The sequence below is a fragment of the Streptomyces sp. NPDC050703 genome, from assembly GCF_040654435.1.
Taxonomy (GTDB): Bacteria; Actinomycetota; Actinomycetes; order Streptomycetales; family Streptomycetaceae; genus Streptomyces.
Map to the genome: position 1 here is coordinate 1 of NZ_JBFAHX010000022.1, position 25761 is coordinate 25761.

Annotated in this window: 25 protein-coding genes and 1 pseudogene; 12 read left to right on the top strand and 14 right to left on the bottom strand. The window is 74.0% G+C overall.

What is annotated here, in order from left to right; all coding sequences use genetic code 11:
• Positions 1-186: 186 nt before the first annotated feature.
• Together AB0I16_RS20825 and AB0I16_RS20830 are read right to left on the bottom strand one after the other, a co-directional pair.
• Positions 187-378 (bottom strand): CsbD family protein, encoded by a 192-nt coding sequence (locus AB0I16_RS20825; protein ID WP_363250925.1) that lies wholly within the window; start codon positions 376-378, stop codon positions 187-189.
• A gap of 114 nt (positions 379-492) precedes the next feature.
• Positions 493-822 carry an STAS domain-containing protein gene (locus AB0I16_RS20830; RefSeq protein ID WP_363250926.1) on the bottom strand — a complete coding sequence of 110 codons (330 nt, stop codon included), beginning with the start codon at positions 820-822 and terminating at the stop codon, positions 493-495.
• Positions 823-1167: 345 nt separating this feature from the next.
• Here AB0I16_RS20830 and AB0I16_RS20835 point away from each other — a divergent pair, with 345 nt between their 5' ends.
• A complete protein-coding gene (locus AB0I16_RS20835; protein ID WP_363250927.1) occupies positions 1168-2208 on the top strand; it encodes an NUDIX domain-containing protein in 1041 nt (346 codons plus the stop codon).
• A gap of 43 nt (positions 2209-2251) precedes the next feature.
• Here the strand turns inward: AB0I16_RS20835 and AB0I16_RS20840 are convergent, their stop codons facing one another.
• Entirely contained in the window at positions 2252-3607 is a 1356-nt protein-coding gene (locus tag AB0I16_RS20840; protein WP_363250928.1) for a dipeptidase, read from the bottom strand.
• A 135-nt stretch (positions 3608-3742) separates the two neighbouring features.
• Here AB0I16_RS20840 and AB0I16_RS20845 point away from each other — a divergent pair, with 135 nt between their 5' ends.
• The 4 genes from AB0I16_RS20845 (at position 3743) to AB0I16_RS20860 (ending at position 7615) form a co-directional block, all read left to right on the top strand.
• On the top strand, positions 3743-4945 hold the full coding sequence (locus AB0I16_RS20845) for a geranylgeranyl reductase family protein (protein ID WP_363250929.1): 1203 nt from the start codon (positions 3743-3745) through the stop codon (positions 4943-4945).
• 191 nt (positions 4946-5136) lie between these two features.
• The gene (locus AB0I16_RS20850) at positions 5137-6414 is read left to right on the top strand and encodes a sensor histidine kinase (protein WP_363250930.1); all 1278 of its coding nucleotides are present in this window, start codon (positions 5137-5139) and stop codon (positions 6412-6414) included.
• A complete protein-coding gene (locus AB0I16_RS20855; protein ID WP_363250931.1) occupies positions 6411-7076 on the top strand; it encodes a response regulator transcription factor in 666 nt (221 codons plus the stop codon). Before AB0I16_RS20850 ends, AB0I16_RS20855 begins: the two co-directional genes overlap by 4 nt.
• A 131-nt stretch (positions 7077-7207) precedes the next feature.
• On the top strand, positions 7208-7615 hold the full coding sequence (locus tag AB0I16_RS20860; RefSeq protein ID WP_363250932.1) for a MarR family transcriptional regulator: 408 nt from the start codon (positions 7208-7210) through the stop codon (positions 7613-7615).
• Between the two features lie 81 nt (positions 7616-7696).
• Here AB0I16_RS20860 and sigJ read toward each other — a convergent pair whose 3' ends face one another.
• Entirely contained in the window at positions 7697-8578 is an 882-nt protein-coding gene (sigJ, locus tag AB0I16_RS20865) for an RNA polymerase sigma factor SigJ (protein ID WP_363251050.1), read from the bottom strand.
• 293 nt (positions 8579-8871) lie between these two features.
• Between sigJ and AB0I16_RS20870 the strand changes: the two genes are divergently transcribed.
• Positions 8872-9342 (top strand): carboxymuconolactone decarboxylase family protein, encoded by a 471-nt coding sequence (locus tag AB0I16_RS20870; RefSeq protein ID WP_363250933.1) that lies wholly within the window; start codon positions 8872-8874, stop codon positions 9340-9342.
• Here the strand turns inward: AB0I16_RS20870 and AB0I16_RS20875 are convergent.
• Positions 9296-10534, bottom strand: coding sequence for an MFS transporter (locus AB0I16_RS20875; protein WP_363250934.1), 1239 nt, complete (start codon positions 10532-10534; stop codon positions 9296-9298). The genes AB0I16_RS20870 and AB0I16_RS20875 overlap by 47 nt on opposite strands.
• 175 nt (positions 10535-10709) lie before the next feature.
• Here AB0I16_RS20875 and AB0I16_RS20880 point away from each other — a divergent pair, with 175 nt between their 5' ends.
• Positions 10710-11942, top strand: a complete 1233-nt coding sequence (locus AB0I16_RS20880) for an ROK family protein (RefSeq protein ID WP_363250935.1) — start codon at positions 10710-10712, stop codon at positions 11940-11942.
• 358 nt (positions 11943-12300) lie between these two features.
• Here the strand turns inward: AB0I16_RS20880 and AB0I16_RS20885 are convergent, their stop codons facing one another.
• The 4 genes from AB0I16_RS20885 to AB0I16_RS20900 are packed head-to-tail and all read right to left on the bottom strand — an operon-like array spanning position 12301 to position 14874.
• On the bottom strand, positions 12301-13260 hold the full coding sequence (locus AB0I16_RS20885; RefSeq protein ID WP_363250936.1) for a phosphotriesterase: 960 nt from the start codon (positions 13258-13260) through the stop codon (positions 12301-12303).
• Complete coding sequence (locus tag AB0I16_RS20890; protein WP_363250937.1) at positions 13254-13847, bottom strand: DUF4865 family protein; 594 nt, start codon at positions 13845-13847, stop codon at positions 13254-13256. The genes AB0I16_RS20885 and AB0I16_RS20890 overlap by 7 nt, the downstream gene beginning before the upstream one ends.
• Positions 13848-13870: 23 nt before the next feature.
• On the bottom strand, positions 13871-14266 hold the full coding sequence (locus AB0I16_RS20895) for a cupin domain-containing protein (RefSeq protein ID WP_363250938.1): 396 nt from the start codon (positions 14264-14266) through the stop codon (positions 13871-13873).
• An 11-nt stretch (positions 14267-14277) separates the two neighbouring features.
• Positions 14278-14874: a TetR/AcrR family transcriptional regulator gene (locus AB0I16_RS20900; RefSeq protein ID WP_363250939.1), complete on the bottom strand. Its 597-nt coding sequence runs from the start codon at positions 14872-14874 to the stop codon at positions 14278-14280.
• A gap of 205 nt (positions 14875-15079) precedes the next feature.
• Between AB0I16_RS20900 and AB0I16_RS20905 the strand changes: the two genes are divergently transcribed.
• The 3 genes and pseudogenes from AB0I16_RS20905 to AB0I16_RS20915 form a co-directional block, all read left to right on the top strand.
• Positions 15080-15268 carry a hypothetical protein gene (locus AB0I16_RS20905; protein WP_363250940.1) on the top strand — a complete coding sequence of 63 codons (189 nt, stop codon included), beginning with the start codon at positions 15080-15082 and terminating at the stop codon, positions 15266-15268.
• Positions 15265-16065, top strand: a complete 801-nt coding sequence (locus AB0I16_RS20910; RefSeq protein ID WP_363250941.1) for an ABC transporter ATP-binding protein — start codon at positions 15265-15267, stop codon at positions 16063-16065. Before AB0I16_RS20905 ends, AB0I16_RS20910 begins: the two co-directional genes overlap by 4 nt.
• A gap of 26 nt (positions 16066-16091) precedes the next feature.
• Positions 16092-16727 (top strand): annotated as a pseudogene (locus tag AB0I16_RS20915) (ABC transporter permease); the annotation flags it as partial.
• A 68-nt stretch (positions 16728-16795) separates the two neighbouring features.
• On the opposite strand, the gene AB0I16_RS20920 reads toward AB0I16_RS20915, so the two are convergent.
• Entirely contained in the window at positions 16796-17269 is a 474-nt protein-coding gene (locus tag AB0I16_RS20920) for an ATP-binding protein (protein WP_363250942.1), read from the bottom strand.
• 214 nt (positions 17270-17483) lie between these two features.
• On the bottom strand, positions 17484-17813 hold the full coding sequence (locus AB0I16_RS20925) for a hypothetical protein (RefSeq protein ID WP_363250943.1): 330 nt from the start codon (positions 17811-17813) through the stop codon (positions 17484-17486).
• A 355-nt stretch (positions 17814-18168) separates the two neighbouring features.
• Here AB0I16_RS20925 and AB0I16_RS20930 point away from each other — a divergent pair, with 355 nt between their 5' ends.
• Positions 18169-19263: a PLP-dependent cysteine synthase family protein gene (locus tag AB0I16_RS20930; RefSeq protein ID WP_363251051.1), complete on the top strand. Its 1095-nt coding sequence runs from the start codon at positions 18169-18171 to the stop codon at positions 19261-19263.
• Between the two features lie 7 nt (positions 19264-19270).
• Here AB0I16_RS20930 and AB0I16_RS20935 read toward each other — a convergent pair whose 3' ends face one another.
• Positions 19271-19759 carry an SRPBCC family protein gene (locus AB0I16_RS20935; RefSeq protein WP_363250944.1) on the bottom strand — a complete coding sequence of 163 codons (489 nt, stop codon included), beginning with the start codon at positions 19757-19759 and terminating at the stop codon, positions 19271-19273.
• Between the two features lie 62 nt (positions 19760-19821).
• The gene (locus tag AB0I16_RS20940) at positions 19822-20661 is read right to left on the bottom strand and encodes a DeoR/GlpR family DNA-binding transcription regulator (RefSeq protein WP_363250945.1); all 840 of its coding nucleotides are present in this window, start codon (positions 20659-20661) and stop codon (positions 19822-19824) included.
• Positions 20662-20939: 278 nt separating this feature from the next.
• Here AB0I16_RS20940 and AB0I16_RS20945 point away from each other — a divergent pair, with 278 nt between their 5' ends.
• Positions 20940-23204 carry a hypothetical protein gene (locus AB0I16_RS20945; RefSeq protein WP_363251052.1) on the top strand — a complete coding sequence of 755 codons (2265 nt, stop codon included), beginning with the start codon at positions 20940-20942 and terminating at the stop codon, positions 23202-23204.
• Here AB0I16_RS20945 and AB0I16_RS20950 read toward each other — a convergent pair.
• Positions 23164-25575 (bottom strand): right-handed parallel beta-helix repeat-containing protein, encoded by a 2412-nt coding sequence (locus tag AB0I16_RS20950; protein ID WP_363250946.1) that lies wholly within the window; start codon positions 25573-25575, stop codon positions 23164-23166. The two genes, AB0I16_RS20945 and AB0I16_RS20950, sit on opposite strands and share 41 nt — an antisense overlap.
• Positions 25576-25761 lie beyond the last annotated feature (186 nt).

Below are 25761 nucleotides of genomic sequence, written 5' to 3' on the forward strand. Positions count from 1 at the left end.
GGACCAGGTGCTGGCCGTGGTGGACCCGGACGAGACGCCCGACACCGCCGAGGAGACGCCGTGACCGGCACCGGACTGCCCATGACCGTCCCGGCAGCCCGGCGGCCGGGACGGTCACGTGCCCCCCGGCACACGACAGGGGGCACGGCTGTGTGCGGCCCGGAGAGCCGGGCCCTGCGGCAGCGGTCAGGAGCGGTCGCGCTTCATCGAGTCGCCCACGCCCTTGGCCTTGTCACGGGCGGAGCCCATGGCGTCCCTGGCCTCGCCCTTGGCGCGGTCCGCCTTGCCCTCGGCCGCCTTCCGGTCGTTGCCGGTGGCCTTGCCGGTCATCTCCTTGGCCTTGCCCTTGAGCTTGTCCATGCCGCCACTCTCACCCATGACTACTCCTCTGATCGTGCTGGGTGTTACGTGGCCAACGTAAGACGGCGGGGCACCGCGCGCGCGTTCAAAGGTCACGGTGCGTGACGGCGACCGGTGGCCGCCGCCCGTCCGCTACTCGTCCTCCGGCACCAGCAGCGCCGCGCCCAGGGTCGGGGCGGGGGAGAGGAGGTCGGTGAGGTGCGTCAGGCGCAGGATGCGCAGGGTCAGTGCCTGGGGGCAGACGATGCGCAGTGTGCCGCCCCTGCCCGTCACGCGACGGTGCACCCGCATCAGCAGCGAGACCCCGGAGCAGTCGAAGAAGTCGACCTCGCTGAGGTCGATGACGACGACCTCCTCGGGCCCCGCGGCCACGGCGTCCAGCAGCGGGAACAGCCGCTGATACGCCACGAGATCGATCTCGCCGTGCAATTCGACGACGATGGCATGGTCGATTCCATACACGCGAGGCGGCCGAATCGCCTCGGCGCGCGTGTATTCGCTCAGCTCGCCCTGCTGCATCCAAAACCCCCAGCGCCGGCGCCGGTCCGCCCTTGGGGAGGGCGGCCGACAGGAATGCCTCTTGAGGATCGCCGGGGACTGGGGCGCCTAACGGGCGACGCTAGCGGGGACTTGAGCGTTCCGGAGTGCGGGAACGATTCACGAAAGCCATGCGCCACGCCTTGGGGTGAACTTGGCTGCAATCGCTTGACACGGTTCCGGCTAGGGGAGTTGTCCTCTGTCAGCCCTTGGTTTCCATGGCAGGGTGTTGCGGGCAAGCCACAGGGGGCTGACGGATGAGGGGGAACCGTGATCGTCTGGATCAACGGCGCATTCGGCGCGGGAAAGACCAGTACCGCACGGGAACTGATCGAACTGATCCCGCACAGCACGCTCTTCGACCCCGAGATCATCGGCGGCGCGCTGCCGCACCTGCTGCCCGCGAAGCACCTCGCGGAAGTCGACGACTGGCAGGACCTGCCGATCTGGCGCCGCCTCGTCGTCGACACGGCGGCCGCGATCCACGCCGAAGTGGGCGGTGTTCTGGTAGTGCCGATGACACTGCTGCGCCAGGAGTACCGCGATGAGATCTTCGGTGGTCTCGCCGCCCGCAGGATTCCCGTGCGCCACATTCTGCTCGCCCCCGAGGAAACGATCCTGCGGGCGCGGATAGCGGGCCGCGACGTGCCGCCCGACCTGCCCGACGGCGACATGCGCGTACGGCAGTGGTCGTTCGACCACATCGAGCCCTACCGAGCCGCCCTCGCGGGGTGGCTCGGCGCGGACGCCCACCGCGTCGACACCAGCGCGCTCACGCCGAGGGAGACCGCCGTCCGCCTCGCCGAAGCCGTGCGGACCGGGGACGCCTCCGCCTGCGACATCGTGCAGACGCCGGAGCCCACCGCCGAGACCCTCGCCGCCGGGGTGCTGCTCTTCGACGAGCGGGACCGGGTGCTGCTGGTCGACCCGACGTACAAGGCCGGCTGGGAGTTCCCCGGCGGCGTCGTCGAACCCGGCGAGGCCCCCGCGCGCGCGGGCGTGCGCGAGGTGGCCGAGGAGACCGGCATACGGCTGGACGGACTGCCCCGCCTCCTCGTCGCCGACTGGGAGCCGCCGCGACCGCCCGGCTACGGAGGCATGAGGTTCCTCTTCGACGGCGGCAGACTCGACAGCGCCGACGTCCACCGCCTCCTGCTGCCGGGCCCCGAACTGCGCGACTGCCGCTTCGTCACCGAGCGGGAGGCCGCCGACCTGCTGCCCCCGGTCCGCTACGAACGCCTCCGCTGGGCCCTGCGGGCACGCGAACGCGGCGCGGTGCTCTACCTGGAGGCGGGCGTCCCCCTGGGCTGACGGCGAACAGCGGGCCGCCGCGTGCGAGCGGCGGCCCGGACGGTCAGCTCGCCGCGTACTTCCGAAGGAACAGCGCCTCGGCCACCGAGAGGCGTTCGAGCTCCTCGGGGGACACGCTCTCGTTGACCGCGTGGATCTGCGCCTCCGGCTCGCTCAGGCCGATCAGCAGGATCTCCGCCCGCGGGTACAGCGTGGAGAGGGTGTTGCACAGCGGGATCGAGCCGCCCTGCCCCGCGTACTGCATCTCCTGGCCCGCATAGGCCTCGCTCATCGCCTCGGCCATCGCCGCGTACGCCGGGCTCGTCGTGTCCGCGCGGAACGGCTGGCCCTGCCCGATCTGCTCCGTGCGCACCCGCGCGCCCCACGGCGTGTGCGCCTCGATGTGCGCCTGGAGCAGCTTCGTCGCCTCGACGGCGTCGACGCCCGGCGGCACCCGCAGGCTGATCAGCGCCCGCGCGCCCGCCTGCACGGAGGGCGTCGCGCCGACGACCGGCGGGCAGTCGATGCCGAGGACGGTGACGGCGGGGCGCGCCCAGATCCGGTCGGCGACCGTGCCGCCACCGATCAGCTCGACGCCGTCGAGCACCTTGGCGTCCCTGCGGAAATCGTCCTCCTCGTACTGAAGGCCGTCCCAGACGGCGTCGCCCGCGAGGCCGTCGACCGTCGTCGAGCCGTCCTCGGCGCGCAGCGAGTCCAGGGCCCGCACCAGCGCCGCGAGCGCGTCGGGTGCGGCGCCGCCGAACTGCCCCGAGTGCAGGTTGCCCTCAAGCGTGTCGACCGTGACACGTACGAGGGTCATGCCGCGCAGGGTCGACGTCGCCGTCGGCAGGCCGACCCGGAAGTTGCCCGCGTCACCGATGACGATAGTGTCGGCGGCCAGCAGGTCGGGGTGCTCCTCCGCGTACCGCTCAAGACCGCCGGTGCCCTGCTCCTCGGAGCCCTCGACGATCACCTTCACGTTGACGGGCACGCCGCCGTTCGCCTTCAGGGCGCGCAGCGCGAGCAGGTGCATGATGACGCCGCCCTTGCAGTCGGCGCTGCCGCGGCCGTACCAGCGGCCGTTCCGCTCGGTCAGCTCGAAGGGCGGGGTGGCCCAGGCGGCCTCGTCGAGCGGCGGCTGCACGTCGTAGTGCGCGTAGAGCAGGACGGTCGGGGCGCCCTCGGGGCCCGGCAGGAAGCCGTACACCGACTGCGTGCCGTCGGGGGTGTCGAGCAGCGCGACGTCCCTGAAACCCTCGGCGCGCAGCGCGTCGGCCACCCAGTTCGCGGCGGCCTCGCTCTCGCTCCGCGGGAACTGGCCGAAGTCCGCCACCGACTTGAAGGCCACCAGTTCGGTGAGCTCCGCCTTCGCCTTCGGCATGAGTGAGGCGATGGTCCCGGCGATCGGATCCCGCGACATGGGCACGCTCCTCGTAGGTGCGACGTTGTACGTGTGGGTAGATGTGATCCTCCCACAAGAGGCGCCCGGGAGCGTGCGCCGTAGGATGCCTCGGGAAAGCGCGGCCAACAGCGGGATCAGGAGCGGTAGACCAACGTGAGCAGCGAGAACTCAGCGGACGACGGCCGGCACGTGTGGGACGTCGTCGTGGTCGGAGCCGGCCCCGCCGGAGCCTCGGCGGCCTACGCGGCGGCCGTCGCGGGACGCAGCGTCCTGCTCCTGGAGAAGGCCGACCTGCCGCGGTACAAGACCTGTGGCGGCGGCATCATCGGCCCCTCGCGCGACTCCCTGCCGCCCGGCTTCGACCTGCCCCTCCGCGACCGGGTGCACGCGGTGACGTTCTCGCTCGACGGCAAGTTCACGCGCACCCGCCGCTCCCGGCAGATGCTGTTCGGGCTCATCAACCGCCCCGAGTTCGACCAGCAGCTCGTCGAGCACGCGCAGAAGGCGGGAGCCGAACTGCGTACGGGCGTCACCGTCACGCGCGTGGAGCAGCACGGGCCCGACGTGCCAGACCGGCGCACCGCGGCCGTCGTGCTGCAGGGCGGCGAGACGATCCTGGCCCGTGCCGTGGTCGGCGCCGACGGCAGCGCGAGCCGCATAGGGGCCCACGTCGGCGTCAAGCTGGACCAGGTCGACCTCGGCCTTGAGGCGGAGATCCCGGTGCCCGCGACCGTCGCGGAGGACTGGGCGGGCCGCGTGCTCATCGACTGGGGCCCGATGCCGGGCAGTTACGGCTGGGTGTTCCCCAAGGGCGACACCCTCACCGTCGGCGTGATCTCCGCGCGCGGCGAAGGCGCCGCCACCAAGCGGTATCTGGAGGACTTCATCGCCCGGCTCGGCCTCGCCGGATTCGAGCCCAGCATCTCCTCCGGGCACCTCACCCGCTGCCGCAGCGACGACTCGCCGCTCTCCCGCGGCCGGGTCCTGGTCTGCGGCGACGCGGCCGGACTCCTCGAACCCTGGACCCGCGAGGGCATCTCCTTCGCGCTGCGCTCCGGCCGGCTCGCGGGCGAGTGGGCGGTCCGCATCGCCGAGGCGCACGACGCGGTGGACGCCCGCCGCCAGGCGCTGAACTACGCCTTCGCCATCAAGGCCGGGCTCGGTGTGGAGATGAGCGTCGGGCGCCGCATGCTCAAGGTCTTCGAGCGCCGCCCCGGCGTCCTGCACACGGCACTCACCGGCTTCCGCCCCGCGTGGAACGCCTTCGCGCGGATCACGCGCGGCTCGACGACGCTGGGCGAGCTGGTACGGACGCATCCGCTCGCGGGGCGCGCGCTGAACGCGCTGGATCGCTAGACCGCTGAACGCGCTGAACGCGCTGAACGCACTGGACCGCTGGACCGCGAGGCGTGTCACCCCTTCCGTGACACCTCCCGCGACACCTCCCGTGTACCCCCGCGATCAGGGGGGCTACTCCGACGGGAGTACGCCTGATCACCTCGCCCGGCGGACGCCGCCGGCGCGCCCCGCGGTCTAGCGTGACCGCCATGGACGAGCAGCGCGCACGCGGTCCCGGTGGTCCGCCCACGTCCCGGGGCGGCGGCCCATGGCGGCAGGGCCCGCCCCGGTGGAACCACGGGCCGCGCGACGGCACCGCGCGCGGGCTGCCCTGGCCGACGACGCTGGCGCTCACCGCGTTCGTCCAGATCGGCTCCGGCTTCGCCGCGCACGGCCAGCAGGACCGGACGGCCCTCACGCCCCTGGCCAGGGTGCTGCTGCTCCTCGCCACGGCCGTACTGCTGTTCCGCCACCGGCACCCGGCCGCCGTCGTGTCCGCCACCACCGGGCTCACGCTGGTCTACCTCGGCGCCGGGTTCCCGTACGGCCCCGTGCTCGTCGCCGTCGCCGTGGCCTGCTTCGCGGCGGTCGTCGCGGGGCACCGGCGTGCGGCCTGGGGAGCCGTCGCCGGGCTCTGGGCCGGACATCTGCTCCTCTCGCACTGGCTCTACCGCCGGCTGCCGCCCGGCGACGACGGGGCGCGCCCCTGGAGCGGGGAGCTCGTGGTCGCCGTCTGGGTCGTCGCGATCGTCGCCGTCTCCGAACTCGGCCGCGTACGCCGTGAACAGCGGGCCAAGGAACGTGCCGAGCGGGCGCGGGCCGCCGAGCGGCGTGCGGACGAGGAGCGGCTGCGCATGGCGCGCGAGCTGCACGACGTCCTCGCGCACAGCATCTCCGTCATCAACGTCCAGGCCGGCGTGGGCCTCGCCCTGCTCGACTCCGACCCCGAGCAGGCCCGCACCGCCCTGACCACCATCAAGGCCGCGAGCAAGGAGGCGCTGGGGGAGGTGCGGCAGGTCCTCGACACGCTGCGCGCGCCGGGTGAGGCGCCGCGCGCCCCGGCCCCCGGCCTCGACCGGCTCCCGGAACTCGTCGAGCAGGCGGGCGGCGCGGGCCTGACCGTGGACGTCACCACCGAGGGCACCCGGGCCAAGCTGCCGCCCGGCGTGGACCTGGCCGCGTTCCGTGTCGTCCAGGAGGCGCTGACCAACGTCGTACGGCACTCCGGTTCCCGTCACGCGCGCGTGCTGGTGCGCCACGCGGGGTCCGCGCTCACCCTGCGGATCGACGACGACGGGCCCGCCACCGGCGCCGAGGCGGGCGGCAGCGGCAATGGACTCGCCGGGATGCGGGAGCGGGCCGCTGCCCTCGGTGGCACGATCGAGGCGGGCCCGCGCCCGTTCGGCGGCTTCCGGGTCACCGCTGTGCTGCCGCTGCCTTCGGGCCGGGACGCGAAGGGCCGTACCGCCACCGGGGAGGACCAGTGATCCGCGTACTGCTCGCCGACGATCAGTCCCTGGTCAGGGCCGGGTTCAAGGCGCTCCTCGACGCCCAGCCCGACATCGCGGTGGTGGGCGAGGCCGCGGACGGCGAGGAAGCGGTGCGGACGGTGGGCGAGCTGCGCCCCGATGTGGTCCTCATGGACATCCGCATGCCGGCGCTCGACGGCCTCGCAGCGACCCGCCGGATCACCGGAGAGCCCAACCTCGACGCCGTGAAGGTCGTCATGCTCACCACCTTCGAACTCGACGAGTACGTCTTCGAGGCACTCCGCTCCGGGGCGTCCGGCTTCCTGGTCAAGGACACCGAACCGGACGAGCTGCTGCGCGCCGTGCGGGCGGTGGTCGGCGGCGACGCGCTGCTCTCGCCCGGCGTGACCCGCAGGCTGATCGCCGAGTTCGCCGCCCGCTCCAAGGAACCGGCCGCCGGCGACTCCCTCGCCGGGCTCACCGAGCGGGAGCGCGAGGTGATGGCACTGGTCGGCATCGGCCTCTCCAACGAGGAGATCGCCCGCCGGCTGGTGGTCAGCCCGCTCACCGCCAAGACCCATGTGAGCCGCACCATGGTGAAACTGGGCGCCCGCGACCGCGCCCAGCTCGTCGTCATGGCCTACGAGTCGGGGCTCGTCCGGCCGGGCTGGCTGGGCTGAGCCGTGACGGGAGCAGCACGACGGCGGCTGCCCTCCACGCATGGACCCGCATCTCTATGTGCCTGCATGTATTGCATGTGCATATGATTACGGTGCAAGGAACGGCGTCTCCTCTGCTAACGTGCGATGTCATGGCGGCGAAAACGGCCGAGCAGGGGCTCGTGGACCAGTGGCGCGACATCCTCGCGGTGCACGCGCGCACCCTGTGCGAACTCGACCGCGAGCTGCATCCGCACGGCCTCGGCGCGAGCGACTTCGAGGTGCTCGACGTGCTGGCGGAGGGCTCGTCGGACGACGGCGGCTGCACGTTCCGCGTGCAGGAGATCGCCGCGCAGGTGCACCTGAGCCAGAGCGCCCTCTCCCGCCTCATCGGGCGCCTGGAGAAGGACGGCCTGGTGGAGCGCGGCATGTGCAGCGAGGACCGCAGGGGCGTACGGGTCTCCCTCACCGGCAAGGGGCGCGCCCTCCACCGCGAGGTGCGCCCGCTGCAGCGGGCCGTCCTGAAGCGCATGCTCACCCCCGGCGCCGCGACGGCCTGACGCGGTCCGTGATGGCCGGCGGCCCTTCGGGCTCAGTGCTCGCGACCGGACCCGGCGTGTCACGGCCGACGGACCGTGCCTTCACGCCGCCCTCCAGGGCCGCAGCTTCTCCGGGTTCCGTACGGCCCAGATATGGGTGATCCGGCCGCCCGCCACCCCGAAGGCGAACACCGCGCTGGTGGCTCCGTCCTGCCGCGCCACCAGGCCGGGCCGGCCGTTGACCGTGCGTTCCAGGAGCGTCACGGGCGACTCCGACCGGCCGATGACGTCGATCAGGCCGTGCGCGATCCGCTCGCCGCCCGCGACCGGGCGCAGGGCCGCGTTGACGAGGCCGCCGCCGTCACCGGTCGCCGTGGCGTCGGGGTCGAGGAGGCCGATGAGGGCGTCGACGTCCTTGGCCTCCCAGGCCACCCGGAAACTCCGCACGAGGTCGGCCTGTTGGGTCGCCGGGGTCGCGGGGCGCCGCGACTCCCGGACGCGGCGGCGGGCGGACGAGGCCAGTTTGCGGCAGGCCGCCGGTGACCGGCCGACGATCCCGGCTACTTCGGCGAAGGGGTAGCTGAAGACGTCGTGCAGGACGAACGCGACGCGCTCGGCCGGGGTCATCGACTCCAGCACGACGAGGAACGCCATGGTGATCGACTCGTCGAGGGTGACCCGGTCGGCCGGGTCGGCGTCCGCACCGCCGGTCCTGCCGCCGACCCACTCCGTACGGCCGGGCAGCGGCTCGGGTATCCACTCGCCCACGTAACTCTCCCGCCTGGCCCGCGCCGAACCCAGCAGGTCGAGGCAGATGCGCCCGGAGACCCTCGTCAGCCAGGCGCCCGGGTTGTCGATGGCCTCCTGCCGCTGCCGGGACATCGCGTACCAGCGGGCGTACGTCTCCTGCACGACGTCCTCCGCGTCCGCCAGTGAGCCGAGCAGCCGGTAGGAGAGGCCGAGCAGCTGCCGCCGCTCGCCCATGATCGCGGCGAGGTCCGCGTCGAGGGGGCCGTCGGCACCGGGCCGGCCGTGGGCGGCCCGGCCGCGCTCGCTCCGGGCGGGCGCGGGCTTGGGCGAAGTGGATCGCGTGGTCATGGCTGGGCCGGCTCCCTCGGTCGCTGCTGCCTGTATCCCTACGACGGGACAGCGCCCCGGAATGTGAGACCGGCGCCGGGTGCGGGCCGTGCGCGGGGTCCGCGCCGGCGGCGGCCTCACATTCCGCCGGGCCGCATCGTCGGTGAGGTGTACCAGCGGACACACCGAGGGAGAACCACGTGGAACCCCGTATGGACTACTTCGACAACCCGGTCGCGGTGAACTACCTGAAGCACCTCGTCGCCGCCGGCAGGTCCCTCCTGGACTCGCCCCTGCCGCTCGCGACACAGGAGCTGATGCGGATGCGCGCCAGCCAGATCAACGGCTGCGGCTTCTGCCTCGACATGCACACCAAGGAGGCCGCGGAGGCGGGCGAGAGCCAGGTCCGGATCAACCTCGTCGCGACCTGGCGCGAGGCGAAGGTCTTCAGCGAGGCCGAGCGGGCCGCCCTGGAGCTGACCGAGCAGGGCACCCGCATCAGCGACTCGGGGGGCGTGACCGACGAGGCCTGGGCCGAGGCCGCCAAGCACTACGACGCGGACCAGCTCGCGGCGCTGGTGTCCGTCATCGCCGTCATCAACGCCTTCAACCGGATGAACGTCATCATCCAGCAGCCGGCCGGCGACTACCGGCCCGGCCAGTTCGGCTGACGGTGCGGCGGGTGCCGTAGCCGATCGCGGCGGCGAGCGCCGCCAGGACCGCCACGCTGGTGAGCGCCGCCGGCAGGGTGGACCAGTCCGCCAGGAATCCGATGGCGGGCGGGCCGAGCAGCATGCCGCCGTATCCGAGTGTGGACGCGGTGGCCACGCCGCTCGGCCCGGCCAGCGCACCGGCCCGTTCGACGGCCACGGGGAAGAGGTTGGCGAGCCCGATCCCCGTGACCGCGAAGCCGATGAGGGCGAGCCACACGGCGGGGGCGAGCGCGCCGAGCAGCATGCCGGCGGCGGCCGTGGCGCCGCCCGCCACGAGGACGCGGGTCTGGCCGAGCCGTTCGAGCAGGACCGTTCCGCTGAGCCGGCCCACCGTCATGGCCAGGGCGAAGCAGGAGTAGCCCGCGGCGGCCACCCCGGGGTGGGCGGCCAGGTCCTCTTCGAGGTGGAGCGCGCCCCAGTCGGCGAGCGCCCCCTCTCCGTACGCGGTGCACAGGGCGATGAGGCCGAAGACGAGGACGACGCCGCGGGTACGGGGCTCCGGGCGGCGCGGGACGCTCGCCCCGGGGCGGGCGTCGCCCGGCGGCGCGGGGGGCTCGATCCGCAGCAGCGCGCGCCCCGCGACGGCGGTGACGGCCAGGCCGATCACGGTGAGGCCGAGGAGGTGGCGGGTGGGGGAGAGGGAGCCCGCGAGCAGCCCGCCGACGCCCGCCCCGATCATGCCGCCGAGGCTGAACGCCGCGTGGAAGGTGGGCATGACCGGCCGGCGCAGCGCGGCCACGAGGTCGACGGCGGCGCTGTTGAAGGCGACGTTGATGCCGCCGTACGCGGCGCCGAAGACCAGGAGCACCGCGGCCAGGGCCGCCGCGGAGTGGGTCAGCGGCGGCAGGGCGACGCTCAGCGAGAGGAGCACGCCGCAGACCACGGTGACCCGGTGGCTGCCGAAGCGGCGGCAGAGCCGTCCGGTCAGCATCATCGTGATCACCGCTCCGGCCGAGACGCCGAGCAGCGCGAGTCCGAGCGTGCCGGTCGACGCGCCCGTCTGTTCCTTGATGGCGGGGATGCGGACGACCCACCCGGCGAAGACGAAGCCGTCGAGCGCGAAGAAGACGGTGAGCACGATCCGCAGCCGGCGGAGGTCGGGGGCGGTGGGCCGCGACGCTGCGGTCCCGAGTTTGTTTAGTAGCGGCACAAAGTGAGGGTAGAGTGCGCACGGGCGGCGGATCAAGGCGTGTGAGTGGTTGGCCGGGGCGCGCGGGTGACGGCCGTGCGGGGCGTCCGTGATTAACCGAGACGGTTCCCGGAAGGAACGGGCTGATGACGTACGAACGGCCGGGCCGTGTACGGAGCATGGGACACTCCCCTTCATGAACGGCAAGGCTGACCCCCGTGCCGAGGGGGAAGTGACCACCCGCACCCGCCTGGAGCGGGGCCGCGGCGCGCTGGGACCCGCGCTCGAACTGGTGCACACCGGGCGCGCCCCGACCCGTGCCGTGCTCACCGCGGAGCTCGGCGTCACGCGCGCCACCGCGGGTGCCGTGGCCGCCGAGCTGGAAGCACTCGGACTGATCAGGATCGACGCGAGGCCGAGCGCCGCGGCGGGGTCGCAGGGCAGGCCCTCGCACCGGCTCTCCGTCGCGGAGGACGGGCCCGTGGTGCTCGCCGCCCAGGTGCACGCGGACGGCTTCCGGGCCGCGCTGGTCGGCCTCGGCGGGCGCATCGTCGCGACCGCCCCCGGCTGCGAGACCGTCGACGCCGACCCCGCCCAGGTCCTCGGCTCGGTCGTCGAGGCGGGCGCGCGGCTGCTCAGGGAGACCGGCAGGCGCTGCGTGGGGGCGGGCCTCGCCGCGCCGTCCGCCGTCGCGGAGCCGGAGGGCACCGCGCTGAACCCGCTGCACCTCGCGTGGCCCGCGGGCGCCCCGGTCCGGCAGATCTTCACCGACTGCGTCCGCGAGGCGAAGATCGAGGGCCCCGCCTTCGCCGCCAACGACGTCAACCTCGCCGCGCTCGCCGAGCACCGCCACGGCGCGGGCCGCGGCGCGCGGGACCTGCTCTGTGTGGCGACCGGGCACCGCGGTGTCGGCGGTGCGCTCGTCCTCGACGGGCGCCTCCACACCGGCAGTTCGGGCCTCGCCCTGGAGGTCGGCCACCTCACGGTGAATCCCGAGGGGCGGCCCTGCCACTGCGGCAGCCGCGGCTGTCTGGACGTCGAGACCGACCCGCTGGCCTTCCTGACGGAGGCGGGCCGCGAGCCAGGGCCCGAGGGGCTGCTCGTGCAGGCGCGTGAACTGCTGCGCGACGCGTACGGCGATCCCTCCGTGCGCGCGGCGGCCGAGGCGCTGATCGACCGGCTCGGCCTCGGGCTCGCGGGCCTGGTCAACATCCTCAACCCGGACCGGATCATCCTGGGGGGCCTGCACCGCGCCCTCCTGGAGGCGGACCCCGAGCGGCTGCGTGCCGTCGTCGCCGACCGGAGCCTGTGGGGACGCAGCGGCGGCGTACCGATCCTGGCCTGCACGCTGGACCACAACAGCCTGGTGGGGGCCGCGGAGCTGGCCTGGCAGCCGGTGCTCGACGACCCCCTCGGCGCGCTCGGCTAGCGCGGCCCCGTCCGCACGCCGGCCGTCGGGCGGTGCCCGCGAGGTCCGGCACGGTCCTCCGCCCGGCGGCGTGGGGGCCGCCCCCGGCCCGGCGGCGCGGCACGACCGGTGCCCAGGTTCGGCCCGAGCCCCCTCAGCGGCACCGGCACCGTACGGCGGCACCGGCACCGGCACCGGCACCGGCATCGGCACCGTACGGCGGTCGGCGAACCGCCCACGCCCGTGTCGCCGACAACCGTGTCGCCGACGACGGTGGCCGCCCCGTACACGACGAGGAGCAGCGGCACGGCCCCCGTGGAGGAGCCGGTGATGCCGGTGTCCCACAGCCCCGCGCCACCGGCACATGTGCCGCAGCCGGTCAGTCCGTTCTGGCCGTCCGCCACTCCACCCCGAAGGCCCGCCCCGGATTCACCGCGAGGATCTGCCGTACCGGCTCCTCGCCCACCGCGAGCCGGAGCCGGGGGCCCACCCGGCGCAGCAGATGCGGCATGCCGGGGCCGCCGTGGACCGACCGGGCCCCCGCCGTCGTCGTGTCGCCGCCGAGGAGGAGGCGGTCGCCGAAGCCCGCGTCGACCAGGGCCGCCACCGCGTCCGGCATGCGCCAGTCCGTGGCGTGGTGGGCGCGGGAGGGGCCGTCGAAGGCCAGGTAGGCGCCCGCTTCGGCGGCCTGGCGGTGGACGGTGAGGTCGGGGTGGCGGTTGAGGTGACCCAAGATCACCTTGTGCGGCGGCACCCCCGAGTCGGCGCAGAGCAGGTCGAGTACGTCGAGCGGGGCCGTGCCCAGTTCCAGGTGCACGGCGATCGGGGCGCCCGTGGCGTGGTGCGCATCGGCCGCCGCCGTCATGGTCCAGCGGGCGTGGGCGTCGAGTCCGTGGTAGCCGCCCGCGACCTTGATCAGCCCCGCCCGAACGCCCGACTCCCCGATGCCGTCGGCCAGTTCGCGGACGAAGAGCTCCGCGAGCCCGTGCGCCCGCAGCCGGTCCAGCGTCTCGGGGGAGTAGTGGACGGCCTGGTGCAGACCCGTCGCGGCCACCACGTGCACCCCGGCCGTCCGGGCCAGTTCGGGCAGCCGCTCCGCCCGCCGCCCCATGCCGTGCGGCGTCCACTGGACGACGCTCCGGCCGCCGGCCGCGTGGAACGCCGCCAGTTCACCGGCGGCCGACACGGGCGAGTCCAGCTCCTGTCCCGGCAGGAGCGGGCTGCGCAGGAAGAGGTGGTCGTGGGCGTCGCAGACGCCGAGAGCCGCCGGCGGGACGTCGCCGAGGACGGTACGGACCGTGGCCGACTCGGCGGCGGCCCGGCCGGGCGGCGTCACCACTGCCGACCCCTCGGCAGCTTTTCCCGCTCCGGGGCCGAGACGTGCAGCACCTCGAAGACGTCCCCGGCACCGCGCGGCGCCTCGTGGTCCCAGAGGGAGAAGCGCACCGCCTCCCAGCTCCGCGGGTCGACGGCGGCGAGGGCGCACACCGCGCCCTCCTCGCGCGTCAACCGCTCGGCCTCGCGGGCCAGTTCCTCCGCCAGCACCGGCAGCGGCGTCGCCGCGGGGACCGGTGTGCGGCGGCGCAGCGCCGCCTTCGGCAGGGCCGCGCCGGTCACCGCGCCGGGTGACTCCTCGTACGCGAGGGCCGTCCAGTGCCGCACCACGGGCCGCCCGAAGTCGTCGGCGAGGCCCTGGAAGCCGGGGCCGCAGAGGAAGGAGTTCATGCCGTAAGTGGTGTTCCAGAGGTAGAACGGCGCGTACTGGTTGACGGGCGAGCCGTCCCTGCCGCGTTCGCGCATCAGGTACGCCTTGAAGCCGAGCCCGGGGAACGCGTCGAGCAGATGGCCCTTCGTCGCGACGCGGCGCCGGATGACCTCCATGTCGTAGTCGGCGGGCAGGGTGATGTCGTACTGCATGGCATGCATCGTGTACTCCGTCGGTCGCCGGCTCACCCGGCGGCGGCGATGTCGTCGACCAGGGCGCCCCAGTCGGCGACCGTCCCGTCCGGCGCCGCCTCGACCGCGGCCAGGTGGGTCATGAAGGTGTGCGGTCCCGCGCCGTGCCAGTGGCTCTCGCCGGGCCCGATCCAGACGGTGTCGCCCGCCCGGATGGGCTCGACGGGACCGCCCGCCCGCTGGACGCGGCCCTCGCCCTCGGTGACGTGCAGGACCTGGCCGTGCGGGTGGGTGTGCCAGGCCGTGCGGGCGCCGGGCGCGAAGTGGACGCTGAAGACGCGCAGCCGCGACGGCGGCGCGGGTGCGGCGATCTCGTCGAGCCAGACGGTGCCGGTGAACTGCTCGGCGGGGCCCCGCACGCTCGCGGGCCGGCTTCGGGTGATGTGCAACGCGGAAGTCCTCACTGGGTGGTGGTGTCGTCGGCCCTGGCCGACGCGAGAAGGGCGAGCAGACCGCGTACGCCCGCCTCGAAGGCGGCCGGCGAGCCGGAGGCGCGCGCCAGGACATAGCCGCCCTGGACCGTCGCCACGATCAGTGACGCGGTCGTGTGCGGATCGAGCGGCGCCGTGAACTCGCCCCGCTCGCACCCCTCCCGCACGATCCCGGCGAGCCGGTCGCGCAGCCAGTCGAGCGTCTCGGTCACGGGTGCGCGCAGGGTCTCGTCGGCGATGACGTCCGGGTCCATCGTGAGCCGCCCGACGGGGCAGCCCCGCAGTACGTCGCGCTCGCGCAGCAGGTACGCCTCGATGCGCCCGTACGCCGGACCTTCGCCGCCCAGCACGTCATCGACCGTGCGGCGCAGCTCCTCGGCGGTGCGCCGGATCGCGGCGAGTGCCAGGTCGTGCTTGCCGGCGAAGTGGTGGTACATGCTGCCCTGCCCGGCGCCCGCGTGCTGCTGGATCGCCTTGGGGCTGGTGCCCACGTAACCGCGCTCCCACAGCAGTTCGCGGGTGGACTCGATCAGACGCTCCGGAGTGCTCATGCGGACACTGTACATACTAGTAGGTACAGAATCCATGGTGTCGCGGGAGCAGCAGGACCGCCCCCGCGTACTTCCCCGGCGGTACGCGCGGTGCCGCTGCCCGTACGACGACCCGGCAGGCCGCGCGGGGCGAGTCTCGACGTGTCGTGCGAGATCCCTACCGAGGAGCTGACTCCCCATGCAGACCCTGGCGCACCGGGACGGCGGGCCCGCCCCGTAGATGCTGTTCTTCCCGCTGGTCCGGGCGGCCGTCGTCATCGGCGCCGCCGCCCTCCCGCGCCGCGCCGGACGGCGCGGCGGGCGCGGAACTCTCCGGGCCGCGGACCCCGGACGCGGAACCGGGGCAGAATCGCCCCTCACCGTCCTCGGCGAGGAGTCCGGCCGCACGGCCGAGGGCGGTGCCGCGTGAGCGCCGCGACCGTACGGCCCCCGGACGCCGCCCGGGTCGCCGGAGCCGTGAAGGTTTACGGCGGTGGCGACACCTCCGTCAGGGCCCTCGACGAGGTGAGCGTCGGCTTCCCCGCCGGCCGGTTCACCGCGATCATGGGTCCCTCCGGCTCGGGCAAGTCCACCCTCCTGCACTGTGCCGCGGGCCTCGACACGCTCACCTCCGGCGCCGCCTTCATCGGGGACACGGAGCTCGGGACACTGGACGACCGGCGGCTCACGCTGCTGCGCCGCGACCGCGTGGGCTTCGTCTTCCAGGCCTTCAACCTGGTGCCGACGCTGACCGTCGCCGAGAACATCACGCTGCCCATGGACCTCGCGGGCACCCGCGGCGACCGCGAGTGGACCGACTCCCTGATCGACGTCGTCGGGCTGCGCGACCGGCTCGGCCACCGGCCCTCCGAACTCTCCGGCGGGCAGCAGCAACGCGTCGCCGTGGCACGCGCGTTGGCCGGCAGGCCCGACGTCGTCTTCGCCGACGAGCCGACCGGCAACCTCGACTCGCGCTCCGGCGAAGAAGTCCTGAACCTGCTCGGCGGGGCGGTGCGCCGGATGGGCCGCACCGTCGTCATGGTCACCCACGACCCGGTCGCCGCCGCCCACGCCGACGAGGTGGTCTTCCTCGCCGACGGCCGCCTCGTGGACCGGATGGCGGACCCGACGGCCGACCGCGTCCTCGACAGGATCAAGGTCTTCGACACCGGCCACACGAGCGCCCACCCCACGGACGCCCATCCCGTACGAGGAGCACGGCCATGAGCCCACTCGGTGCCTCGACCCGCATCAGCCTGTCCTCGCTGCGCGGCCACAGGCGCCGCTTCGCCGGTACGTTCACCCGCGCGGCCTGGGCGCCGCACCGGTCGCGGGACGCCGACAGCCTCGTCTCCGTCACCTTCGCGGACGGCGTCGGCGCGGCCGAGGGCAAGGCGGCGGTCGAGGAGACCGCCGGGAAGTACGGCGACCCGGACGTGCGGACCCGCGAGGAGTACGCGCGGTCTTCCGCGGGCGGCATCGACATGATGCTCACCCTCGTCTACGCGCTGCTCGCCCTCGCCGTGCTCATCGCACTGCTCGGCATCGCCAACACCCTGACCCTCGCGATCCACGAACGCACCCGCGAGCTGGGCCTGTTGCGTGCCGTCGGACAGACCAGGGCACAACTGCGGGCCATGGCCCGCTGGGAGTCGGTGCTCGTGGCCGCCTTCGGCACGGCGGGCGGGCTCGCGCTCGGCGGCTTCCTGGGCCGGGTGCTCGTCAAGGCCTCCGACGGGGCCACCGACAGCACCTTCGCGTTCGCCCTGCCGCCGGCGCGGCTCGCGGTGGTCGCGGCGGTGGGCCTGGCCGCGGGAGCCCTGGCGGGGCTGCGCCCGGCGCGGCGCGCGGCGCGCCTCGACGTGCTGCGCGCCATCGCCACCGAGTGACCCCACCGGCGTACGCGCGACGGCGAACGCACGGTGCGGGACACGAGCGGGGAACGGTCACCGCCCGGTCAGCCGGCAACGGCCGACCGGGCGGGAGTCTTTCCGGTCATCCCGAACACGGGACGCCAGGGGACGGTGACCGAGGGCTCGGGGGCGGGGAGAGTGAACCACACGACCTTTCCCGCGTTCCCCTCGGGGCGCACGCCCCAGCTCTCGCTCAACGCCGCGACCAGCGCGAGGCCGCGGCCGCACGTCGCCGTCGGCTCCGCCTCGTGGATCACGGGCAGCCGGGGATCGTGGTCGTGGACGGAGACGGTGAGCCGCTCCAGGAGCAGCTCGATCTCCACGGTGCACCCCTTGTCCGGTTCGGCGTGCCGATGGACGTTGGTCAGCAGCTCGGTGACGCCGAGTGCGGCCTGGTCTATCAAGGGGTCGAGACGCCAGTACCGCAGTTGCGCGGAGATGATTCTGCGGACCTGGCGGATCCGCGACGGCAGTGCCTGAAGCTCCACCGTGCAATGCCTGCTTGGTTTGCTGATCACGGCTGCGACTCCCCGAATTGAGGTCCGGAAGAAGGCGTCGTTCGGATCCAGCAGGTGGCCGCTTGGTCTGCCGCCTACTGCGTGCCGGCGGCGGGCTGGTTCGCAGCGTCATCGCCGGTAAACCCAGAGTGATGTGAGACCAGAGTGACCCAGGGGGAACGGGCGTGCAACTCGCGTGCGACAGAAGGACCCGTTCGGCCCGGTGACGACCCGTTCAGCCGCGGGCGCGGCGTCCCGCGGCCCCGCGCACCGCCTCGATGAACCTGCGCACGGTGGGAGGTCCGGCCTGACCGGGAGCCGGTTCGCGCTCGCCGAGGGTGAGCCGGTAGCGCGTGCCGTTCACCTCGGCCAGGGCGCGGTCCTCCGGGGCGAACCAGGGTTTGCCCGCGCGCACGGCCTGCACGGGCGCACTGTCGATCTCCGTGCCGTAACTGGTGAGGAGTTCGAGCCTGCCGTCGGCGATCCGGACCTGCCCGGCGCGGGTGAGGGAGCGCAGACGCCGACCGATCCGCACACCCGTCGCCGTGAACTCCGGCTCCGCCATGACTTCAGCCTCCTCGTGCGCTCCGGTGACATCGCTCCGTCGCGGGACGTGGTCCCCTGCTCCGTACGGGACCACGTCCCGTGACGTGCAGTCTGCCTGTCGTGGGCGTCGAGCACCAGTGCCCATTGGAGACGTCGGGAAATGCCGTCGACACGGCGCCCCGGCCGCCCGCCGGGCCCGCTGCCCGCGGCTGCGCCAGCAGTGCCTTTGAGGTGCTCAAAGGTGTGTTTATGCAGGTGAGAAGGGTGCGAGGGGTGTTTAAGATCGAGGGGTACGGCCGCGTCGAATCGCGTCCGGCACGACGCGAAGGAGCCCCGCGGTGGACACCCCACAGCCATTTCGAGCCGACGGGCCGATGCCGACGCTCGACGTCGACCACAGCGACGCGGAGTACCGCGACTGGCTGAAAGAAGCCGTCCGCAAGGTCCAGGCCGACGCCAACCGCTCGGCCGACACCCACCTGCTGCGCTTCCCGCTGCCCGAGCGGTGGGGCATCGACCTGTACCTCAAGGACGAGTCCACGCACCCGACCGGCAGCCTCAAGCACCGCCTGGCGCGCTCCCTCTTCCTCTACGGCCTCTGCAACGGCTGGATCAGGCCCGGCCGCCCGGTCATCGAGGCGTCCAGCGGCTCGACGGCCGTCTCCGAGGCGTACTTCGCGAAGCTCATCGGGGTGCCCTTCATCGCGGTGATGCCGCGCACGACCAGCGCCGAGAAGTGCCGTCTGATCGAGTTCCACGGCGGCCGGTGCCACTTCGTCGACGACCCGCGCACGATGTACGCCGAGTCCGCGGCCCTCGCCGTCGAGACCGGCGGCCACTACATGGACCAGTTCACCTACGCGGAACGGGCCACCGACTGGCGCGGCAACAACAACATCGCCGAATCGATCTACCAGCAGCTCCGCCTCGAACGCTTCCCCGAGCCCGCCTGGATCGTCGCCACGGCGGGCACCGGCGGCACATCGGCGACCCTGGCGCGCTACGTCCACTACATGCAGCACGACACCCGCATCTGCGTCGCCGACCCGGAGAACTCCTGCTTCTTCGACGGCTGGACGAAGAACGACCCGGACGCGACGAGCGACTGCGGCTCCCGCATCGAGGGCATCGGACGGCCCCGCATGGAGCCCAGCTTCGTGCCCGGCGCGATCGACCGCATGATGAAGGTGCCGGACGCGGCGTCCGTCGCCGCGGTGCGCGCCCTTGAGGGCGCCATCGGCCGCAAGGCGGGCGGCTCGACGGGCACCGGCCTGTGGAGCGCCCTGAAGATCGTCGCCGAGATGGTCGCCGCGGGCCGCCAGGGCAGTGTGGTGACACTGATCTGCGACCCGGGCGACCGCTATCTCGACAAGTACTACTCCGACGCCTGGCTGGCCGGACAGGGCCTGGACATCGCTCCGTACGCGGCGGCGATCGAGACGCTGCTGGCCACGGGGGAGTGGCGGTAGCCCCTTCCTAGCCGGGGGCCCGCCCCCCTGAGGTGAGCCGCCGGTCGAGGCGTGTCACGGCGCCGCGGAAGGCGCGGCCGAGACCGCCGCGGCCGGCCCTCAGCAGGAGGCGGAGCGGGGCGGGGCCGTCCGCCGCGACGGTCCACCGCACGAGCGTGCCGGTCCCGGCGGGGCTGAGCCGCCACTCCTCCAGGAGGGCACGGGGGCCCGGCGCGTTCGTCTCGTCGATACGGTAGGCGTAGCGGTGCGGGGCCTCGGCCGCGAGGACCGTCTCCCTGAAGCGGGTGCCGCCCCTGAGCCGCACCTCCCGGCCCTCGCCGCCGGCGACGGGGCGGCACGCGGTGACCGCGGCGAACCACCTCGGCCAGTCGGCGGTCTCCTCGGCGAGCGCGCGGTAGACCGCCTCCGGCGCCGCGTCCATCGCGCGCGTGAAGACCAGGCGCAGCGGTGCGGAGTCGGCGAAGTCGAGCGTCACGGGCTTCAGTCGGCGTGCCATCGAACGCTGCCCCCAGCGGATCGGGCGGTTGACCGGGCACGGTCACCATAGCTGACGGCCCTTCAGTTGTCCGCGGGCTCCTCCGCCGCCTCCGGCTCACCCGCCACCACGAGCCCGCGCAGCTGCTCGGAGACCTCCGCGCGCGCCTCCGCCGACAGCCCCGCGTCCGTCACCAACGTGTCGACCTGCGAGAGCGCGGCGAACGAACTGAGCCCCACCGTCCCCCACTTGGTGTGGTCCGCGACCACGATCACGCGCCGCGCCGACTGCACGAGGCGCCGGTTGGTCTCCGCCTCCGCCAGGTTCGGCGTCGAGAGACCGGCCTCCGCCGATATGCCGTGCACACCGAGGAAGAGCACGTCGAAGTGGAGCGCCCCGATCGCCTGGTCGGCGACCGGACCGACCAACGAGTCCGATGGCGTGCGCACCCCGCCGGTCAGCACCACCGTCGCCGCGCCCTGCCGCTGCCCCGAGCTGCGCTGCGCGGAGTGGAAGACGTCCGCGACCCGCACCGAGTTGGTCACCACGGTCAGATCGGGCACGTCGAGGAGGTGGTGCGCCAGCGCGTACGTCGTCGTGCCGCCGGACAGCGCGATCGCCGAACCGGGCGCCACCAGGGACGCCGCCGTCCGCGCGATGTCCTCCTTCGCGCTCAGCTCCAGACCCGACTTCGCCTCGAACCCCGGCTCGTGCGTGCTCGCCTCGACCACCGGCACCGCGCCGCCGTGGACCTTCTCCAGGACGCCCTGCCGGGACAGCGCGTCCAGATCGCGGCGGACCGTCATGTCGGAGACGCCGAGCTTGCGGGTCAGTTCATTGACGCGGACACCGCCCCTGCGGCGCACCTCGTCGAGGATCAGGGCGCGGCGCTGCTCGGCGAGGAGGTTCTGGTTCTCACTCACGCCAGGCCCCGGCCCTTCTGCATCGTCGCACCCGCCGCGCCCCCGCGGCGCGCTGCGCCTCATCCTCGCACGCCCCTGAGACAGCCGGGCCACGTGGTTCCCCACCGCCCGTTCGGGGGAGATTCAGTGACGGAGGGTGCGCACCGGCCCCTGAGCCGAGATCCTTGCCCCCTCGGCACGCACTTCTCGGGGGACGCGGAACAGTGGCACGTGCGACGAAGGACGAGACCGCCCTGGAACTCCTGGTGCACGGGGTCGGCGGCACCACACCGGAGGACATGCTCGGCGATCCGCGGACCGTGCGGATCTCCGGCGACGACACGGCGGCCGTCTTCCGGCGCGCCGAGGACGCCGACGCCGAGCGGCGCCCCGACGACTACCGCGGCAAACCGGTGCCCGAGGCGTACGTGTGGTGCAACCTCACCTCCGGCAACGGCTCCCGCGCCCTGTGGCTCCTGCTCCTGCCCTTCATGGTGGTCAACCTCGCCCACTGGATGCGGCCCACCTCACGCCGCCGCCGGCGGCTCGTGCGCGCCTACGGCCTCCTGGTGCGGCTCATCGGCCTCACCCTCACCGTGCTCCTGACCGCCGCCGCCTGCGAGGTCGCCCTCGACCTCATCGCCTGGCAGTGCGCGGGCACCCCCGCGTGCTCCGCCGACCGCGCCTGGCTCGGCTTCCTCGCGACGGACGGGGCGGGGCACGGCGGCTGGTGGTCGCAGCCCGGCCGCAGGCTCGGCCTCGCCGCCCTGGCACCCGCCGCGCTCACGGGCCTGCTCTGGTACCTCTCCCACCGCACCTGGAGCGCGTACGAGTCCCAGCAGCCGCTGCCCCACGAGACCGACCCCGAGGAGGAGACGCACCGCTCCGCGCTCTCCAGGCCCGGCTTCTGGTACGGCCGCCGCCTCGTCGCCCGCCTCCGCGCCGCGCACACCGCCGCCGGGCTGCTCACGGTGGCCGCCGCCGTCGGCGCGGCGGCCGCACGGTACGACCGCCGCTCCGGCGGCCCCGCCCTGCTCGACGCCCTCGGCTGGGTCCTCGAAGCCGCGCTCGCCGCGGGCGGCGTCGTCGTCGTGTGGGTGGTGTGCCGCAGGGGCCGCAGCGAGAACCGGCTCGACCGCGAACTCGACAAGGCCCTGGTCCGGCGGCTCCCGCAGGCCGCGCTCGCCGTGCTCCTCCTCACCCTGCTCTACGCGGGTGCCTCACGCCCCGGCTGGGAGTCCGCGGGCAGGCTGCCGGGCGACGCCACCTTCGGCGGGATCGCGCTCGTCCAGGGGCTCCTCGTCATCGGCCTCGCGGCGGTCGCGCACGCCCTGTACCGCTCGTCGCCAGCCCCCCGCACCGCCGTCCGCGGCCTCGCGGGACCCGCGGTCGCCATGCTCTCCTGCGCGCTCGGCGGGGTGATGTCCGGCGGCGGCGCCCAGCGCGTGGCCGACTGGCTCGACGGCACCCACGGTTCGATAGCGGGACCGCCCGTCCTGCTCACCTGGCAGGCGTCCGTGATCCCGCCGCTGCTCGTCGTCGTCGCGCTGCTCTGCGCCTGGCTCGGCGCGCGCACCGTCCGCATCAAGCGCCGCGAGCGGGCACGGGTGCCGCTCGACTACCCCGGCGAGCCCCGGGACCCCGAGCGCACCCGCCGCATCGCCGCGACACGCGCCCACGCCTCCCTTACCGACCGCGCGCCCCGCATCGTCGGCACCATCTCCGCCGTGACCCTGCTGCTCGGCGCGGGCGCCCTCATCGGCGCCTGGGGCACCGGAGAAGTGCCCGCCAGGGCCGCCCGGGGGACGCCCGACGTCGTGGAGGGCGCGGCGGAGACCTCGCAGGCCCTCGGGTCCTGGCTGATCGGCCTCGGCTTCATACTGTTCGTCACCTGGGGCCGCCGCGCCTACAAGGACCCGTCCGCCCGCCGCACCATCGGCATCCTCTGGGACGTCGGCACCTTCTGGCCCCGGGCCGCCCACCCCTTCGCCCCGCCCTGCTACGCCGAGCGCGCGGTCCCCGACCTGACCTGGCGCATGGCGGCCTGGACGCGTGCGACCGACGCCACGGGCGGCCGACTCGTCATCTCCGGGCACTCGCAGGGCAGCGTCCTCGCCGCGGCGGCCGCCTGGCAGCTGCGCCCCTCCGTGCGCAAGCGCGTCGCCCTGCTGACCTACGGCTCACCCCTGGAGCGCCTCTACGGCCGCTGGTTCCCCGCCCACTTCGGCCCCGCGGCCCTGTCCTCCCTGCACCGCGAGGTCGACTGCTGGCGCAACCTGCACCGCGCCACCGACCCGATCGGCGGCCCCATCGGCCTGCGCGGCGACTGCGGCCCCCAGGTCGACCGCCCGGCCCTCAAGGACCCCCTGGCCTACGGACGCACGGAGGCCCACCCGCTCCCGGCCCCGATCCTCGGCCACGGCGGCTACCAGAGCGATCCCGCCTTCGCCGAGGAGCGCGCACGGCTCCTCGCGCGCCTGAAGGCGGCGGTGCCGCCGCCGCGGCCCGCGGCCGGGGAAGCGGTCACAGCAGCTCCGGCAGATCCTCCGGATACAGCAGGGTGAGCTGGTCGGTGCTCGGGTCGGGCAGCTGGGCGACGCGGCCCGCGTGCCGCTCCACCATCGCCTCGAAGGTCTGCCGCGCGGTGCGGCCGTTGCCGAACGCGGGACCCTTCGGCAGGGCCGTGAAGTACTTCAGGAGCGCTTCCGCGGCGCCCGTGCCCAGCCGGTACTCGTGCTCCTCCGCCTGCTGCTCCACGATGCGGAGCAGCTCCTCGGGCGCGTAGTCCCCGAAGGTGATGGTGCGGGAGAAGCGGGAGGCGACACCGGGGTTGACGGTGAGGAAGCGCCGCATCTCCTCGGTGTAACCGGCGACGATCACCACGACCGCCTCGCGGTGGTCCTCCATCAGCTTCACGAGCGTGTCGATGGCCTCACGGCCGAAGTCGCGCCCCGAGTCCTCGGGGGAGAGCGCGTACGCCTCGTCGATGAACAGCACACCGCCGCGCGCCCGGTCGAAGGCCTCCTGCGTGCGGATCGCCGTCGAACCGATGTGCTCGCCGACCAGGTCCACGCGGGACACCTCGACGAGGTGGCCGCGCTCCAGGACGCCGAGCGAGGCGAGGATCTCGCCGTAGAGCCGGGCGACGGTCGTCTTGCCCGTGCCGGGGGAGCCGGTGAAGACCAGGTGACGGCGGACGGACGCGGCCTTCAGACCCGCCGACTGCCTGCGACGGCCCACCTCGATCATGTCGGTGAGCGCCCGCACCTCGCGCTTCACGCTGTCGAGGCCGACCAGGGCGTCCAATTCGCCCAGCACCTCCTTCGAGGCGCGGACGGTCTGCTCCGGTGCCGCGGGAGGCGCCGGCTGCTGGGCGGGGACGGAGCCGAGCAGCCCCACCGTCTGCGTGGCCGTCCGGACGGCGGGCGCCTCCGGTGCCGGCGCCGCGGCGGCCGGCGTACGCAGCCCCCCGCTCTCGTCGCTCGCGCAGTCCTCGACGAGCGGGCCCTCCTCGGAGAACTCGAAGCCGCCGCGCGCGCAGCGCTCCGTGCGGCATGTGCGCAGCGTCGTACGGCAGCCGTCGATGACGTGGAAGCCGTAGCCCCCGCTGCCGCTGACCCGGCAGCCCTGGAGGGTGCCTCGGCCGCCCGCCGACACGTAGAAACCGGCCTCGGCGGGCGAGGTGACCGTGCAGCGCTCCACCGTGGGGTCGGCCCCCTTGGTGATGATCACGCCGGTCTGGACGCCGTCGACGGTGCAGTTCGCCAGCGTGCCGCCGCTGCCGTGGTCGCGGAACCACGCGCCCGTGGCCGCCTCGCGGATGCGGCAGTCGTCCAGCTCGGCGGTCGCGCCGTCGCTCACCGACACCGCCGTGTTGCGCACCTGGCCGATGTCGCTGTCGACGACGTCCGCGCGGGAGCCGCGGTCGAGGACGAACAGCGCGTCCGGCACGTCGTGCACCCGGCAGGACTCCAGGACGGCGGTCGCGCCGTCGCTGACCCAGACCGCCGGATAGTCGCCCGTGCTGTCGTGGATCTCGCACTGGTTGGCGTCCACGCGCGTGCCGGGGTCCCACACCGAGAGCCCGTTCCGCCCGAACCGGCTCACCGTGGAGCGGGTCAGCGTCAGCACCGAGCGCGAGCGCAGGTCGACCGCGTTCTCCGGAATGTCGTGGATGCGGCAGTCGGCGAGGGTCAGCACGGCGTCCGTGTCGAGCGTGACGCCGTCGGACGTGGTGCGGTGCACGTCGCAGTCCGTCAGATGCGCCGCGGCACGCGCGGTGACCTGCACGCCCGAGCCCTTGACCTCGTACACCTCGCAGCCGAGCGCCTCAAGGCCGCTGTTCTCGCCGGTCACCGAGAGTCCGGCGCCCGAGGCGTGGTGCACCCGGCAGCGCTCAAGGCGCGGGTGCCCGCCGCCGCGCACCGCCACGCCGGACTGGCCCGCCGCGACGATCTCGCACTCCTCGAAGACACCGCCGCCGCCGTCGAGCACGGCGATGCCGATGCCCCCGGGGTTGTCGACCGTGCAGCGGCGCGCCGTCGGGCGGGCGCCGCCGCGCACCTCGATGCCGGCGGCGGAGCGGGTCACGACGCGGATGCCGGACAGCTCGGGGGCGCCGTCCTCGACGAGCAGCGCGGGCGCGGAGGAGTCCTGCCCCTCGATGTGCAGGTCCTGCACCGTCGCGGAGGCGCGGACCGTGAGCGGCACCCCGTCGGGCGGTGCGATGCGCACGGAACCGGGCGCGCTCTCCGGGCCGCGCAGGGTCACCGCGCGCTGGACCACGAGGTTCTCGCGGTAGGTGCCCGCGGCGACGGTCAGTATGTCCCCGTCGCCCGCGGCCTCCAAGGCAGCGGCGAGCGAGGCGTATTCGCCGGTGCGGCGCCGCCACCGCGACGTGCCGGTGTGCGTCACCTGGACCGTGCCCTGTGCCATGGAGTTGCTCTGCCCCCACCTCGTCGTACGCGGGATCCTGCGTCGATGTGCCGTGCCGGTGTGCCCTGCCGGTGTGCCGTCTCGATGCGCGAGGAGCCGAAGGGATCGGCCGGTCCACCGTAGCGCGCGTGGGCAGGGGCAGTTGACCCGAACGCCAGGCTCTCACCTGCGCGGGCCGCCCGCGCG

Coding starts and splice junctions, on each gene's coding strand:
- AB0I16_RS20825 (WP_363250925.1), bottom strand. CDS start 378: ATGGGTGAGAGTGGCGGCATGGACAAGCTCAAGGGCAAGGCCAAGGAG.
- AB0I16_RS20840 (WP_363250928.1), bottom strand. CDS start 3,607: ATGTCGCGGGATCCGATCGCCGGGACCATCGCCTCACTCATGCCGAAG.
- AB0I16_RS20850 (WP_363250930.1), top strand. CDS start 5,137: ATGGACGAGCAGCGCGCACGCGGTCCCGGTGGTCCGCCCACGTCCCGG.
- AB0I16_RS20860 (WP_363250932.1), top strand. CDS start 7,208: ATGGCGGCGAAAACGGCCGAGCAGGGGCTCGTGGACCAGTGGCGCGAC.
- sigJ (WP_363251050.1), bottom strand. CDS start 8,578: ATGGGCGAGCGGCGGCAGCTGCTCGGCCTCTCCTACCGGCTGCTCGGC.
- AB0I16_RS20880 (WP_363250935.1), top strand. CDS start 10,710: ATGAACGGCAAGGCTGACCCCCGTGCCGAGGGGGAAGTGACCACCCGC.
- AB0I16_RS20890 (WP_363250937.1), bottom strand. CDS start 13,847: ATGCATGCCATGCAGTACGACATCACCCTGCCCGCCGACTACGACATG.
- AB0I16_RS20900 (WP_363250939.1), bottom strand. CDS start 14,874: ATGTACAGTGTCCGCATGAGCACTCCGGAGCGTCTGATCGAGTCCACC.
- AB0I16_RS20905 (WP_363250940.1), top strand. CDS start 15,080: ATGCTGTTCTTCCCGCTGGTCCGGGCGGCCGTCGTCATCGGCGCCGCC.
- AB0I16_RS20925 (WP_363250943.1), bottom strand. CDS start 17,813: ATGGCGGAGCCGGAGTTCACGGCGACGGGTGTGCGGATCGGTCGGCGT.
- AB0I16_RS20930 (WP_363251051.1), top strand. CDS start 18,169: ATGCCGACGCTCGACGTCGACCACAGCGACGCGGAGTACCGCGACTGG.
- AB0I16_RS20935 (WP_363250944.1), bottom strand. CDS start 19,759: ATGGCACGCCGACTGAAGCCCGTGACGCTCGACTTCGCCGACTCCGCA.
- AB0I16_RS20945 (WP_363251052.1), top strand. CDS start 20,940: ATGCTCGGCGATCCGCGGACCGTGCGGATCTCCGGCGACGACACGGCG.
- AB0I16_RS20950 (WP_363250946.1), bottom strand. CDS start 25,575: ATGGCACAGGGCACGGTCCAGGTGACGCACACCGGCACGTCGCGGTGG.